This window comes from Rhizobium sp. 9140 (genome assembly GCF_900067135.1).
Lineage (GTDB): Bacteria > Pseudomonadota > Alphaproteobacteria > Rhizobiales > Rhizobiaceae > Ferranicluibacter.
Genome location: NZ_FJUR01000001.1, coordinates 2,424,130 through 2,439,115 on the forward strand (window position 1 = coordinate 2,424,130; position 14,986 = coordinate 2,439,115).

Sequence of the window (14,986 nt, forward strand, 5' to 3'; positions counted from 1 at the left end):
GGCGAACGCGTGTTTTGTCGGTTGAGGTGCGCAGTCTTATGTTGGAAATGCTGAGGAGAGGCGCCCAGACCTGGGTCGTCAAAGGCCTGTTGATCGTTCTCGTCGCCTCGTTCGCAGTCTGGGGCGTCTCGTCTTCCATCGCGCCGAGTGCGTCGACGGCCGTTGTGACCGTCGGTGACGTCAAGGTATCCCCGGCAGACTTCCGGCTTGCCTATGAGCGGCAGCTGGCCCAGCTTTCCCGCCAGTTCGGCACCCGCCTGTCGCGCGATCAGGCCCGCGCCTTCGGAGTCGAGGCGCAGGTCTATTCGCAGCTTGTGGCGGGCGCGACGCTCGACCAGCTGTCGAGCGACATGAACCTCGGCCTGTCGCAGGATCGCCTCGCGACGCTGATCAGCCAGGACCCGGCTTTCCGCGCCGTGAACGGCCAGTTCGATCGCACCGTCTTCTCCAGCGTTCTGCGCAATGCTGGTCTTCGCGAGGTCGATTACATCACGAATCGCAGCCAGGTTGCGGTGCGCTCGCAGATCGTCGAGGCCCTGTCGGATGGTTTCAAGGCGCCGACGGTCCTGAAGGACGCGCTGAAGACCTACCAGAACGAAACGCGCTCGCTCGACTACCTGCTTCTTTCGAATGCCAATGTTGATCCCATCAAGGCACCGGCCGACGACGTGCTTGCGCCCTGGTTCGAGGAGCACAAGGCCGAGTATCGCGCCCCCGAATTTCGCAAGATCTCCTATGTGAAGCTTGAGCCGACCGATATCGCCAACCCGGCCGGGGTCACCGAGGACGAACTGCGCGCCGACTACGAGAAGCGCAAGGCAACCTTCAGCACGCCGGAAACGCGCACGATCGAGCAGCTCACCTTTGCCAGCCGCACGGACGCGGATGCCGCAGCGGCAAAACTCGCTGCCGGCACCACCTTCGATGCGCTCGTTTCCGAGCAGGGCAAGACCTCCGGCGATGTTCTTCTCGGCGACTTCACCCGCGAGCGCGTCCCGGATGCGAAGCTTGGCGATGCCGCCTTTGCGGTGGCCGCCGATGGCGGCACGACGCCCGTTGTCGATGGCGCCTTCGGCCCGGTCGTTCTGCGGGTCACCAACATTCGTCCCGCGACCACGCGGTCCTTCGACGAGGTCAAGGAAGAGCTCCGCCAGGAGGTCGCCCTTGCCAATGCGAGCAACGAGATCACGGCGATCCACGACAAGTTCGAGGATGCGCGTATTTCCGGCGCTACGCTTCAGGACGCGGCGACGGAAAGCAACCTGAAGGCCGTCTCCATTCCCGCCGTCGATGCGCGCGGTAACGATGCGCAGGGCGAAAGGATCGCCGACCTGCCGCAGCCGCAGGAACTGCTGGCCGAAGTCTTCAAGGCCGACCCAGGCAGCGATACCCTGCCGATCAATCTCGGCCGCGACGGCTATGTCTGGTTCGAGGTCGAGGACGTCATGCCCGCCCGCGATCGCACGCTGGACGAATCGCGTGAAAAGGTCGTCGCCGACTGGACGGCCGAGCAGCAACGTGCCGAACTGGCCAAGCGCGCCGCGGACCTGAAGGCACGTGTCGAAAAGGGCGAAACTCTTCAGACGATTGCGACGGAACTGGGCATCGCCGTCGAGACCAAGACAGGTCTCCGCCGCACGGCACAGGATGCGGCGCTCTCTCCCGCTGCCGTAACGGCTGCCTTCAGCGGCCCGAACGGCCTCGTGACGAACGCGCCCGGCACCGATGGCGAAGGACAGATCCTGCTCAAGGTGACGGCCGTCGAAAATGCAGCCGGCGATGCGCTGGATCAGGACAGCCGTCAGGTCGACGCCATCGCCCAGGCAAGCGGCGACGACATTCTCGACCAGATGGTGACCGAGTTGCAGACCCGCTACGGCGTTTCGATCAATCAGCAGGTGGCCGAAACGGCGCTGGCACAGCAGTAGGCGGACGGTATCGTATGGCGGACCTCAAACCTTTCATCGCCAAGGCGGCCCTTGGCCAGTCTCTTGACCGGGAAGAGGCGCGGGCCGCCTTCGAGATCATCATGTCGGGCGCCGCGACCCCGTCGCAGATCGGCGGCTTCCTGATGGCGCTCCGCGTGCGCGGAGAAACGGTCGACGAGATCGTCGGCGCCGTCGGCGCCATGCGCGCCCGCATGCTGACGGTGGACGCGCCTGCGGACGCCATCGATATCGTGGGCACCGGTGGGGACGGTGCGGGCACCTACAACATCTCCACGCTCGCCTCGCTGATCGTTGCAGGTGCTGGCGTTCCCGTCGCCAAGCACGGCAACCGCGCCCTGAGTTCCAAGTCCGGCACGGCGGATGCGCTCTCCTGCCTCGGCGTCAAGCTCGATATCGGGCCGGACGCGATCGCCCGCTGCATCCGCGAGGCCGGCGTCGGCTTCATGTTCGCCCAGCAACACCATTCGGCCATGCGCCATGTCGGCCCCACCCGGGTCGAACTCGGCACGCGCACCATCTTCAACCTGCTCGGCCCGCTCTCCAACCCTGCGGGCGTCAGCCGCCAGCTGGTCGGCGTGTTCTCGCCGCAATGGGTGGTGCCTGTGGCAGAAGTCCTCCGCGACCTCGGCTCCGCCAGCGTCTGGGTCGTCCACGGCGAAGGCCTGGACGAGATCACCACCACTGGCACGACTTACGTTGCCGCCATTGAGAACGGCGCGATTCGCACCTTCGACCTGACGCCGCAAGATTTCGGTCTGCCCACCGTTGATCTCGCAGCCCTCAAGGGCGGCGACGGCGCGCACAATGCGAAGGCGCTCAGCGGCGTGCTCGATGGCGACGTCACGCCCTATCGCGACATTTCGCTGGCCAATGCCGCTGCCGCACTGGTCATCTCCGGCCGTGCAGGCTCGTTGATGGATGGCATGGCGATGGCACGCGAGGCTGTGGAAACAGGCGCCGCCCGCACCGCGCTCGAAGCGTTGATACGCGTATCGAATGCAGAGGAGGCCTGACATGAGCGACATTCTGCACCGCATCGAACTCTACAAGCGCGAGGAGATCGCCGCCGCCAAGGCGCGTGTTTCTCTCGATGACCTCAAGGCCATGAGCGCCGGACAGGAAGCCCCGCGCGGGTTCCTGAAGACGCTGGAGGCCAAGCGCGCGGCAGGCAAATATGGCCTGATCGCCGAGATCAAGAAGGCGTCCCCCAGCAAGGGCCTGATCCGGCCGGACTTCGATCCGCCGGCACTCGCCAAGGCCTATGAGCTTGGCGGCGCGGCCTGCCTGTCGGTGCTGACAGATGGACCGAGCTTTCAGGGCGCACCGGAATTTCTGACGGCCGCCCGCGCCGCCTGCGATCTGCCGGCACTGCGCAAGGATTTCATGTTCGAAACCTATCAGGTGCATGAGGCCCGCGCCTGGGGCGCCGATTGCATTCTACTGATCATGGCCTCGCTTGCCGACGACGACGCGCGCCGGCTGGAAGACTGCGCATTTAACCTCGGCATGGACGTCCTGGTCGAAGTGCATGACGAGCCGGAAATGGAGCGCGCGCTCCGCCTGTCGTCACCCCTGCTCGGTATCAACAACCGCAACCTGAAGACCTTCGCAGTCGATCTCGCCGTCTCCGAACGTCTTGCGCCGATGGTGCCGGACGACCGGCATCTCGTCGGCGAGAGCGGCATCTTTACCCCGGCCGACTGCGCCCGCATGAAAGCCGCAAGCATCGGCACCTTCCTCGTCGGCGAGAGCCTGATGCGGCAGGAGGATGTGGCGGCCGCAACCCGGCTCCTGCTATCGGATTCCGCCACGACGCAGGCAGCTGAGTGATGTCGAGGGCGCCGCTGACCCATCTCGGCGAAACCGGCGAGGCCAGCATGGTCGATGTCGGCGACAAGAGCGAGACGGTGCGGGTCGCCGTCGCCGAGGGCTATGTCCGAATGCAGCCGGAAACGCTGCGCATCATCCTTGCGGGCGACGCCAAGAAGGGCGACGTCATTGGAACCGCCCGCCTCGCCGGCATCATGGCGGCCAAGCAGACGGCCAGCCTCATCCCGCTCTGTCACCCGCTGATGCTGACCAAGGTCTCGGTCGATATCGTGCCCGACGAGACCCTGCCCGGTCTGCGCGTCGAGACACTGGCAAAGCTCAGCGGCCGCACCGGCGTCGAGATGGAGGCACTGACGGCCGCAAGCGTCGCCTGCCTGACGATCTACGACATGGCGAAGGCCGTCGATCGCGAAATGGAAATCGGCGGCATCCGCCTTCTGAAAAAGTCCGGCGGACGCTCCGGCGACTACGTGCGCGAAGCGACGACCCGCGAGACCTTATCGCCATGAGCCTGCTTCCCGTCGAAGACGCACTGGCGCGCCTGCTGGCCGCCGCTCGCCCCGTGACGGAAACGGAGGTGGCCGCCATCGGTGAAGCGCATGGCCGCGTCCTCGCCTTCGATCTCGCATCCCGCCTCACCCATCCGCCGTTCGACTCGTCCGCCATGGACGGCTACGCGCTGCGTGCCGAGGATATTGCGGAGATCGGCGCCATCGTCACTGTCATTGGCGAATCAGCGGCCGGTAATCGCTTCATGGGGACGGTGCTCCCGGGACAGGCCGTGCGCATCTTCACCGGTGCGCCCGTGCCGGAAGGCGCTGATACGGTGCTGATACAGGAAGATGCCGAACGGCTCGACGGCCATCGCATCCAGACCCGGTTCGTACCCGCCAAAGGCCGCCATATTCGGCCGCGGGGCCAGGATTTTCACGAAGGTGATGTCGTTCTCCACGCCGGCGATCAGCTTGATTCAGGTCGCCTGACGGTGGCAGCCGGCATGAACCATGCCCGTCTCGACGTCTTCCGGCCCGTCCGTGTTGCTATTCTCGCAACAGGAGACGAACTTCTGCCACCCGGGAGTACACTCGGACCCGACCAGATCATCGCATCGAACACGCTCGGCATCGCCGCCATCGCACGGGAGAATGGCGCGGAGATCATCGACCTCGGCATCGCTCCCGACAGGAGGTCGAGCATCAAGGAGCGATTGGCGACCGCGCAAGAAACAGGCGCCGACATCCTCATCACGCTCGGCGGTGCTTCCGTCGGCGATCATGATCTCGTCCAGTCGACCCTCGTCGGTGCGGGAATGGAACTCGATTTCTGGCGCATCGCCATGCGCCCCGGTAAACCGCTGATGGTCGGCCGTCTCGGCGACATGCAGGTGCTCGGCCTTCCCGGCAACCCCGTGTCGAGCCTCGTCTGCGGTCTCCTCTTCCTGGAGCCCCTTGTCCGCACCCTCGCTCATCTGAAGGCCCGCAACCGCCTCGCGGCCGCCACCACCGCCGGGCCGCTTGCCGCCAACGACAAGCGTCAGGACTATATCCGCGCAAAGCTCGAGCGTCTGGCGGATGGCAGCCTGTCGGCGACAGCCTTCGAGCGGCAGGATTCCTCGATGATGCAGACATTCGCGCAGTCGGATGCCCTCATCGTTCGAGCACCGGGCGCACCAGCGCTTGAAGCAGGATCGGCCTGCACCGTCCTTATTCTCCGCGACGCTTAGGCCGATCGCCTATCTCTTGGCACCGTCCGCGATCTTCACAAATCCGCGGCCCGCCCTATCTCGTCTAGCGGTAAGTATCGGTAACGAAGGGGATATCAGCATGAACCGAAACGGACTTTACGCGCTGTTGGGCGCATTGGTTGTCCTGGTCATCGTCATGGGCGTCTACATCTACGACCGCGAGAAAGAACCGCAGGGCGTAGAACTCAAGATCGGCGAAAACGGCATTTCGGTTGAGGAAAACTGAAAATTTGAAGGGTGACGTAAAACGGACACGTTAACTCTTTATTAACCATTCCAGCAGATACTGAGGGTCAGGTGATCTGACTACGGATGAACTAGCAGGTTACAGAAACTCTGAAAACGGAAGGTCGGGCAACCCCCGGCCTTTTTGTTTGTCTCGAGCCTGCTGCGATCCGGCAAACTCTGCCTCAACGCTCCGTCGATGCGACGTCGAGTTTCGACACCAGGATCTTGTCGATCCGGCGGCTGTCCATGTCCACCACTTCAAACCGGTACCCGAATGCCTCGGCCACATCGCCCTCTTCGGGGGACTTGCGCAGTTCCTGCACGAGGAAGCCGGCAATGGTCTCATAACTGCCATCCGAATCGATTTCGTCGATGCCGATGGTCAGGTGGATTTCGTCGATCGGCGTGCGTCCATCCACGAGATAGGACCCGTCCTCGCGCAGGCGGATCAGCGCGTGCTCGATATCGTCGTAGTTCGATGGGAGAACGCCGACAATCGCCTCGAGAATATCGGCGATCGTGATGATGCCTTCGATGCTGCCATACTCGTCGACGATCATGGCCATGTTGATGCGCGAGGACTTAAAGGCCTCCAGCGCCTTGAGGCACGAGGCTGTCTCCGGCAGCGCGTGCAGTTCCTTCACGAAGACGCGGATGTCGAAAGCCCCGCGGTCGCTGACGTTCAGCACCTCTTTCACAAGCACGGCACCGAGAATCTCTCCCGTGGACGTGTCCATGACAGGATAACGCGAATGCGAGGTCTGCTCGATCTTCGCGCGCACAGCCTCCAGCGTGTCGTTCGCGTCGATGAAGCTCACCTCGGTCCGGTGAGTCATGATGGATTTGACGTTGCGATCGCCGAGCCGAATGATGCGGCGCAGCATTTCATGCTCGGATTTTTCGATGGCGCCGCTCTCGACGCCCTCCGCCATGATCGCCTGCACTTCCTCTTCCGTCACCGCATCCTTGTTGCTGGTCACGCCGAAGACATGCATGAAAACCTTGGCGGAACCTTCAAACAGGTACACGACCGGCGAGACGACCTTGGACAGGATCGACATCGGCCGCGCCACAAACATGGCGATGCCTTCGGAATTGCGCAGTGCCAGCTGTTTGGGAATGAGCTCGCCGATAACCACAGAGAGATAGGTGATGAGCGTGACGACCAGGGCGACCGAGACGGTGCTGCCATAGGGGTTGATCCAGCTGATATCGTTGAGGACCGGCGCCAGCTTGTCGGCGATCGTCGCGCCACCATAGGCGCCGGCCAGCGTACCCACGAGCGTGATGCCGACCTGCACGGTCGAGAGGAACTTGCCCGGATCTTCCGCAAGGTTCAGCGCCATCTCCGCACGGACGTTTCCCTGCCGGGCCATTTGCCGCAACATCGGCCGGCTGACGGAGACGAGCGCCATTTCCGACATGGCAAAGAAGGCATTGATCAGAAGAAGAACGAAAATGACGAGCAGTTCGGACATGGATCCTCGAAAACCGATGTTCCGCGCCGTGCAGGTTTCACAGCACGCGATATCATCGTTTTCATGAAATAGGCGGAACCGCGCAATGCAGCAAGGCGCGATACGGCAAGTTTCACCATTCTTGCCGTCACGGACCGACGATTGTCAGCCAGCGACCGTTTCGGGCGCGTCATCCATGGCCACACGAACACGTGCGCGGCCGACCCGAATGACCACCTCCATCGCCGCGCGGGCTCCCGCCTCGTCGCGACGGCTGATCTGCTCCACGATGCGGATATGATTGCGCGAGACGTCCTCGATGCCCTCACGATCGGCTGCGGGCGAGCTGAGCTTGAAAATGCCGACCAGAGCCGCCTCGATCAGGCTGCCGACGCTGCGCATGAAAGGATTGGCCGACGCCTCGGCCACGGCGAGGTGAAAGCGCAGATCCGCGACGGCCAGCGATTCGGGCGTATGCATGGGATCGCCCATAGCGACGGCCAACCGCATCATATGGCTGATCTCTGCTTCGGTCGCATGGATGGCAGCCAGTGCCGCGGCATGCGGCTCGAAGGCCATGCGGACCTCACTGATATGCGTCAGGAAGTCCTCGTCGATGCCGTTGTGGAAGTGCCAGGTGAGGATGTCGCTGTCGAACAGGTTCCACTGGCTGCGGGCGGTCACCCGCGTTCCGATCCGCGCACGCGGCACGATCAGGCCCTTGGCAGCCAATGTCTTCATGGCCTCGCGCAGCACGGTGCGGGACACCTTGAAGCGCATGGCCAACTCCTGATCGCCCGGCAGGATCGTGCCGACGGGAAACTCTCCGGAAATGATGGCCCGGCCGAGGACATCCACGACCTGCGAATGGCTCGTGCGCGTATCGACGCCTGTGATCAGCGTCTCCAGCGGACCCCTCTTCATGCTTCCCCCTCGTCGGACTCGATACACGTTCTGTCGCCAGATCCCTCCCAGACAACAGAAAAATCATATCATATGACAATATCCGTGTCTCGGAGAGAGAGATGGAATTTTCATTTCATTTTTGAACGGAATGGAACAAAATTGGGAAGCATGAAGGAAAAGGGCGGCGCTTGTCAACACGTCGCTTAAACAGCAGGGCCGATTTGGACGGCCCTGCTGGAGCACGTTGAAGCGACTGGGCCACGCGGCGACCCGTTCGCAACGGCTTATTGCGGCAGCTTGTCGTCCACGCCCTCGACGTAGAAGTTGAGGCCAAGCAGAACGCCGTCTTCGGCGGTCTCGCCCTCCTTCAGCCAGACGCTGCCGTCCTGCTTCTTCAGCGGGCCGGTGAACGGCTTCAATTCACCCGACTCGATCTTTGCCTGCGTCGCTTCCGCCATCGCCTTCACGTCGTCAGGCATGTTGGTGTAGGGCGCCATGGTCAGGATGCCGTCTTTCAGGCCGTCCCAGCTCGACGTCGTTGCCCACTTGCCATCGAGGAAAGCCTGCGTGCGCTTGATGTAGTAGGCGCCCCAGGTGTCCTTGATCGCGGTCAGCTGGGTCTTCGGGCCGGCGGCGATCATGTCCGAGGCCTGGCCAAAAGCCTTGATGCCGCGTTCTGCCGCAACCTGCATCGGTGCGGTGGTGTCGGTGTGCTGTGTCAGCACGTCGACGCCTTGGTCGATCAACGCCTTGGCCGCGTCCGCTTCCTTGCCCGGGTCGAACCAGGTATTCGCCCATACGACCTTGATCTTGAAGTCCGGGTTGATCGAACGCGCGCCGATCAGGAACGCGTCGATGCCCATGACGACTTCCGGGATCGGGAAGGAGGCGATGTAGCCGGCCACGCCCTTCTCGGAAATCTTGGCAGCGATCTGGCCTTGGATATAGCGGCCTTCGTAGAAGCGGCTGTTATAGGTTGCGACGTTCGGTGCGGTCTTGTAGCCGGTTGCGTGCTCGTACATCACCTTCGGGAACTTGGCGGCAACCTTTACTGTGGCGTCCATGAAGCCGAACGACGTCGTATAGATCAGGCCGCAGCCCGAGCGCGACAGGCGTTCGATGGCGCGTTCGGCATCCGGGCCTTCTGGGACGTTTTCGAGGAACTGCGTCTCGATCTTGTCGCCGAGCGCCTTTTCCAGCTCCTGACGACCGATGTCGTGCGCCTGCGTCCAGCCGCCGTCCGATTTGGAGCCGACATAGACGAAGCAGATCTTTGCCTTTTCCTGGGCGCTTGCCGAGGCGGCGAAGCCGATGGCCGCCGTCGTGGCGACGAGAGCGAGGATAAGTTTCTTCATTTTGGACCTCTCATGTTGTCGAATAGATGTCTTTGGCCGATCGGATCAGCGATCCGGCACGAACGGTTTGCCGAGCGAAGCCGGCGTGTTGATCATCGTCATTCTGCGGTTCTGCGAGATGAGCACGAGGACGACGATCGTTGCAAGGTACGGCAGCGCTGACAGGAGCTGCGACGGCACATTGAAGCCGTTCCCCTGTGCATAAAGCTGGCTAATCGATACGGCGCCGAAGAGATAGCCGCCGGCAACGATGCGCCATGGTCGCCAGGAGGCAAAGACCACCAGCGCGAGCGCGATCCAGCCACGCCCCGCCGACATGTTCTCCACCCATTGCGGCGTGTAGACGAGCGAAAGTTGCGCGCCGGCAAGCCCGGCACAGGCACCGCCGAACATGACGGCGAGATAGCGCGTGCGGATGACGTTGATCCCCAGCGCATGGGCCGACGTATGGCTGTCGCCGACCGAGCGCAGCTTGAGCCCGGCGCGGCTGCGGAACAGGAACCAGTGGATGCCGGCAATGAGCGCGATCGACAGGTAGAAGATCAGGTCCTGCTGGAACAGCAGCCGGCCGATGACCGGGATGTCGCTGAGGACGGGAAAGACGATCTGTGGCAGCTTGATACCCGACTGTCCCGCATAGGGCTCGCCGATCTGCCCCGAGAGCCCGAGGCCGAGAATGGTCAGCGCCAGCCCGGTCGCAACCTGGTTTGCCACCAGCGTCAGCGTCAGGAAGCCGAAGAGCAGGGAAAACAGCATGCCGGACAGAATGCCCGCGAGAATGCCGATATAGGGCGAGCCGGTCGCCTGTGTCGCGGCGAAGGCGCAGACGGCGCCGATGATCATCATGCCCTCGACGCCGAGGTTGAGCACGCCCGACCGTTCGGTCACCAGTTCGCCAGCCGCAGCGATAGCCAGCGGCGTCGCTGCGGTGATGACCGTCAAGAGAATGGCTTCGACGATACCCATGTCAATGCGCTCCTTCCGCTGCCGCGCTTTCTGTCACGTGGCCAGCCATCCGGCGCCAGACGATGCGGATGCGGTACTGGATCAGCGTGTCGCAGGAGAGCACGAAGAAGAGCAGCAATCCCTGGAACACGCGCACCACCTTGTCCGACAGCCCGAGAGAGATCTGCGCCGCCTCGCCGCCAAGGTATGTCAGGCCGAGAACGAGACCGGCGACGATGATGGCGAGCGGGTTCAACCGGCCGAGGAAGGCAACGATGATCGCGGTAAAGCCGTAGCCCGGCGAGATCACCGGCTGGAGCTTGCCGATGGCGCCAGACACCTCGGAGATGCCGGCAAGCCCGGCAAAAGCGCCCGACAGCAGCATGGAAAACCAGATCATCCGCCGCGAGGAGAAGCCGGCGAACCGACCTGCCCGCTCGGACTGGCCGAGAACGTTGATTTCGAAGCCCTTGAGCGTGAAGCGCATCATGAACCAGATCGCGAGCGCGGCAAGGATCGCGAAGGCGAAGCCGTAATTGGCGCGGCCGGAGGCCAGCATCTCCGGCAGGATCGCTTCGGGCGCGAACTCCCGCGTCACCGGAAAGTTGAAGCCGCCCGGATCGCGCCATGGGCCGCGCACCAGCCAGTCCAGGAACAGCTGGGCGACATAGACGAGCATCAGGCTCGTCAGGATCTCGTTCGTGTTCATCCGGGCCTTGAGGAAGGCCGGAATGCCGGCATAGAGCGCGCCGCCGATCATACCCATGACGAGCATCAGCGGCAGGACGAGCGCCGAATGCCATTCGTGGAAGACGACGGGAACGATGGAGCCCGTCACCGCGCCCATGATGAACTGGCCCTCCGCGCCGATATTCCAGTTGTTCGACCGGTAGCAGATGGAGAGACCAACCGCGATCAGGATCAGCGGCGCCGCCTTGATTGCCAGTTCGTGCAGTGACCAGACTTCCGTCAGCGGCTCGATGAAGAAACTGTAAAGCGCCAGTCCGGGGTCCTTGCCAAGGAACACGAACATGATGGCGCCGGCCACGATGGTCAGGCAGAGCGCGATGACGGGGGACAGGAAAGCATAGAGAAGAGAGACCTTCGGCCGCTTTTCAAGCTCAATGCGCATGGGCCGTCTCTTTCACAGTCGCGGCAGCGGCCGCTTCGGACGCCGTCGTCCCATGCATGCCACCCATCAGAAGCCCGATCTTTTCACGCGACAGGGAGGCAGCAGGATACATTTCAGAAAGCTTGCCGTCGTTGATGACGGCGATCTCGGTTGCCACCTCGAAGATCTCGTCGAGATCCTGGCTGATGATCAGCACGGCGGAGCCGGCCTTGGCGAGATCCACCAGCGCCTGGCGGATACGGCTCGCGGCACCCGCGTCCACACCCCAGGTCGGCTGGTTCACGATCAGAACCGAAGGCTGGCGGTCGAGTTCGCGTCCGACGATGAATTTTTGCAGGTTGCCACCCGACAGCGAGCCTGCCGGTGGATCCTCCCCGCTCTTGCGCACGTCCATGGCCTCGGAAATCCGCTTTGCGGCCCGCTTCACGGCACCGTTGCGGATGAGACCGAGCGCACCACCACCGATGAAGGCCTTGCGGTCCGAATAGTAGCGCGCCAGCACCAGATTGTCCGACAGCGGCAGAGCGGAGACGGCGGCATGTCCGTGACGCTCTTCCGGCACGAAGCCGGCACCCAGCGTACGCCGCTGGTTGATGCCCTGTCGGCCGACCGGTTTCTCGCGGATCAAGACGGCGTCGTTGTCGGCGGTCGGGTATTCGCCCGAGAGGGCATCGAACAGTTCGCCCTGTCCGTTGCCGGCGACGCCGGCAATCGCCAGCACTTCGCCGGCATGAACCTTCAGACAGATGTCCTTCAGCGACACGGCGAACGGCGTACGGGCCGCAGCCTGGAGGTGCCGTGCCTCGAGCTGGACCTTGCCCTTGGCCGACGTACTCGACGCGCTTACATGCGCGACATCGCTGCCCACCATCATGCGGGCGAGAGACGCCGGTGTTTCCTGCCGCGGGTCGCAGGCGCCGGTCACCTTGCCATGGCGCAGCACGGTCGCCCGGTCGCAGATGCGCTGTACCTCTTCCAGCCTGTGGCTGATATAAAGAACCGAGCGTCCCTCGGCTCTCAGCTTCGCCAGCGTTTCGAACAGCCGGTCGGCCTCCTGCGGCGTGAGCACGGAGGTGGGTTCGTCGAGAATAATAAGCTGCGGGTTCTGCAGGAGCGCGCGCACGATCTCGATCCTCTGGCGTTCGCCGACCGAGAGGTCCGCGACATGCGCCTTCGGATCGAGCGGCAGGCCATAGCTGACCGACAGGGCGGCGGCTTCTTCCGAGATCTTGTTGAGCGAAACACCGGGATCCATCGAGAGTGCGATGTTCTCCGCGACCGTCAATGCCTCGAACAGGGAGAAATGCTGGAACACCATACCGATGCCGAGGCGCCGCGCTGCACCGGGGCTCGCGATGCGCACCGGCTGACCGCGCCATTTGATCTGCCCGCTCGTGGGTCCGAGGACGCCGAAGAGCATTTTGACGAGGGTAGACTTACCCGCGCCGTTCTCACCGAGAAGCGCATGGATTTCGCCCGGCCGTATATCGAGATCGATCCCGTTGCAGGCTGCAAATGTCCCAAAAATTTTCGTCAGCTTGCTGACCGACAGCAGGGTGCTGTCAGCGCTGGGTCCTTCAACCGCCACGCCATCCCTCTCTTTCAAGCCGCAGATGCCCGGGCGCCGTTTTCGGCTTCTCAGGGAATCAGCAAAGTTGTTCCGCTCGTCTTTCTGGCTTCCAGATCCGCATGAGCCTGGCTGGCATTATCAAGCGCATAGGTCTGGTTGATATTGATACGCACTTTATGGCTCCGCACAACATCAAACAACGCGTTTGCACACGCCTCAAGCTCCGGCCGTGTCGAGGTGTATGTGTAGAGCGTCGGACGCGTGGCGAACAGCGATCCCTTCTGGGATAGTACGCCGATATTAAAGGCCTCCACGGCTCCGGACGAGTTGCCGAAGCTGACCCACAGCCCCCGCGGCTTCAGGCAGTCGAGCGAGGCGGGATACGTATCCTTGCCGACGGAATCGTACACCACATCGACGCCCTTGCCTTTGGTGATGTCCTTTACCCGCGCGACGAAATCCTCCGAGCGGTAGTCGATGACGTGGTCGTAGCCATGCTCCAGCGCCATCGCGATCTTCTCGGGTGATCCTGCCGTCCCAATCACCGTGGCGCCCAGCGCCTTGGCCCATTGCCCGGCAATCTGCCCGACACCGCCGGCAGCCGCATGGAACAGGAGAACCGTGTCGGGACCGACGGCAAAGGTCTGGTTGAGCAGGTACTGCGCGGTCATGCCCTTCAGCATCATCGCGGCGGCCGTTTCCAGTGGAATGTCGTCGGGCACCTTGATCAGCTGCTGCTCGTCGATGTTGCGCTCGCTGGCATAGGCCCCGTCCGCGCCGGCATAGGCGACCCTGTCGCCCGGTGAGAACAATGTCACGCCATCGCCGACCGCGGTCACGATGCCGGCACCCTCCTTGCCCGGAATGAAGGGCAGGCTCGCCGCCTTGTAGAGACCTGTCCGGAAATAGACGTCGATAAAGTTGACGCCGATCGCCTCCTGGCGGATCTGCACCTCGCCACGCGACGGCGGCGGAACGGTCACGCCCTCGATCTTCAGGACGTCGGGGCCACCCAGCTCCCGGATCATGATTGCTCTTGCCATGGCCTGTTCCTTTATTCGCGTCCGAGATTGGGGAAGATCTGCAGAATGAACCCGATGACGTAGAGATAGACGCCGGTGCCGACGACGCCCCAGACCACCCAGGCCGGGGTCTCGAAATGCATCAGCAGCGCATAGGCGCTGAGGACCGACCAAGCGGTGAAGACCGCGAGGTTGAGCGGCCGCAACCGCCGCACGCGCACCGGATGGAGAAAGCTGATCGGCATGAAGGTGAGAAGCACCGAGACGAAAACGACGATGGACGCCGCAAGCTCGCTCGCCTGCACGACGAAGAGCGTGAACACCACCATGTTCCAGACGACCGGGAAGCCTGAAAAGAAGTATTCGTCGGTCTTCATGCCCATATCGGCATAATAGATGGCGCTGGACATAACGATGGCGCCTGCCGCGACGAACGACCAGGGCTCGCCGATCATGCCGCTCTGGTAGAGCGCAAAAGCCGGCAGCAGCACATAGGTCACATAGTCGATGACGTTGTCGAGCGTATCGCCCGACCAGTTGGGCAGCACCTCCTTGACACGGACCTTGCGCGCGATCGGCCCGTCGATGCCATCGACGGCGAGCGCCAGACCCAACCACCAGAACATATCCACGAAGCGATGTTCCGCTGCGGCCACGACGCCGAGGAACGCGAGAAACGATCCGGAAGCCGTGAGAACATGAACCGAGAAGGCCCGGATCTCGGCGTAGGGAACCGGCTTGTAATTGAAGAACTTCATCGGCAGACGCATCCTGTGCTGACGCTTCGCGTAAATCCGGTGCGCGACCCGGATATTGCCAGGTCATGCCGCACCGCCTCCTCCGCCGCG

At 63.0% G+C, this 14,986-nt stretch carries 14 protein-coding genes; 6 read left to right on the forward strand and 8 right to left on the reverse strand.

The window, feature by feature from the left end:
• Window positions 1–38 precede the first annotated feature (38 nt).
• The 6 genes from GA0004734_RS11420 (at window position 39) to GA0004734_RS25960 (ending at window position 5,749) form a co-directional block, all read left to right on the forward strand.
• A complete protein-coding gene (locus tag GA0004734_RS11420) occupies window positions 39–1,928 on the forward strand; it encodes a peptidylprolyl isomerase (protein ID WP_092933782.1) in 1,890 nt (629 codons plus the stop codon).
• 14 nt (window positions 1,929–1,942) lie between these two features.
• A complete protein-coding gene (gene trpD, locus GA0004734_RS11425) occupies window positions 1,943–2,962 on the forward strand; it encodes an anthranilate phosphoribosyltransferase (protein ID WP_092933784.1) in 1,020 nt (339 codons plus the stop codon).
• A 1-nt stretch (window position 2,963) separates the two neighbouring features.
• Complete coding sequence (gene trpC / locus GA0004734_RS11430) at window positions 2,964–3,779, forward strand: indole-3-glycerol phosphate synthase TrpC (RefSeq protein ID WP_092933785.1); 816 nt, start codon at window positions 2,964–2,966, stop codon at window positions 3,777–3,779.
• Window positions 3,779–4,288, forward strand: a complete 510-nt coding sequence (moaC, locus tag GA0004734_RS11435) for a cyclic pyranopterin monophosphate synthase MoaC (protein WP_092933787.1) — start codon at window positions 3,779–3,781, stop codon at window positions 4,286–4,288. The genes trpC and moaC overlap by 1 nt, the downstream gene beginning before the upstream one ends.
• On the forward strand, window positions 4,285–5,502 hold the full coding sequence (gene glp / locus GA0004734_RS11440) for a molybdopterin molybdotransferase MoeA (protein ID WP_092933789.1): 1,218 nt from the start codon (window positions 4,285–4,287) through the stop codon (window positions 5,500–5,502). Before moaC ends, glp begins: the two co-directional genes overlap by 4 nt.
• Window positions 5,503–5,602: 100 nt before the next feature.
• A complete protein-coding gene (locus tag GA0004734_RS25960) occupies window positions 5,603–5,749 on the forward strand; it encodes a hypothetical protein (RefSeq protein ID WP_092933792.1) in 147 nt (48 codons plus the stop codon).
• Between the two features lie 184 nt (window positions 5,750–5,933).
• On the opposite strand, the gene GA0004734_RS11445 is transcribed toward GA0004734_RS25960, so the two are convergent.
• From GA0004734_RS11445 to pcsA, 8 genes are all read right to left on the reverse strand, one after another.
• Window positions 5,934–7,229, reverse strand: coding sequence for a hemolysin family protein (locus GA0004734_RS11445; RefSeq protein ID WP_092933794.1), 1,296 nt, complete (start codon window positions 7,227–7,229; stop codon window positions 5,934–5,936).
• Window positions 7,230–7,373: 144 nt separating this feature from the next.
• Complete coding sequence (locus GA0004734_RS11450; protein WP_092933796.1) at window positions 7,374–8,132, reverse strand: FadR/GntR family transcriptional regulator; 759 nt, start codon at window positions 8,130–8,132, stop codon at window positions 7,374–7,376.
• Between the two features lie 266 nt (window positions 8,133–8,398).
• A complete protein-coding gene (locus tag GA0004734_RS11455; RefSeq protein WP_092933798.1) occupies window positions 8,399–9,469 on the reverse strand; it encodes a BMP family ABC transporter substrate-binding protein in 1,071 nt (356 codons plus the stop codon).
• Between the two features lie 45 nt (window positions 9,470–9,514).
• Window positions 9,515–10,435, reverse strand: coding sequence for an ABC transporter permease (locus tag GA0004734_RS11460; RefSeq protein WP_092933800.1), 921 nt, complete (start codon window positions 10,433–10,435; stop codon window positions 9,515–9,517).
• Window position 10,436: 1 nt separating this feature from the next.
• Window positions 10,437–11,546, reverse strand: coding sequence for an ABC transporter permease (locus GA0004734_RS11465; RefSeq protein ID WP_092933802.1), 1,110 nt, complete (start codon window positions 11,544–11,546; stop codon window positions 10,437–10,439).
• The gene (locus tag GA0004734_RS11470) at window positions 11,536–13,134 is read right to left on the reverse strand and encodes an ABC transporter ATP-binding protein (RefSeq protein ID WP_092933804.1); all 1,599 of its coding nucleotides are present in this window, start codon (window positions 13,132–13,134) and stop codon (window positions 11,536–11,538) included. Before GA0004734_RS11470 ends, GA0004734_RS11465 begins: the two co-directional genes overlap by 11 nt.
• A gap of 50 nt (window positions 13,135–13,184) precedes the next feature.
• On the reverse strand, window positions 13,185–14,159 hold the full coding sequence (locus GA0004734_RS11475) for a quinone oxidoreductase family protein (protein ID WP_092933806.1): 975 nt from the start codon (window positions 14,157–14,159) through the stop codon (window positions 13,185–13,187).
• Window positions 14,160–14,170: 11 nt separating this feature from the next.
• Window positions 14,171–14,896, reverse strand: coding sequence for a phosphatidylcholine synthase (gene pcsA / locus GA0004734_RS11480; RefSeq protein WP_092936220.1), 726 nt, complete (start codon window positions 14,894–14,896; stop codon window positions 14,171–14,173).
• Between the last annotated feature and the right edge of the window lie 90 nt (window positions 14,897–14,986).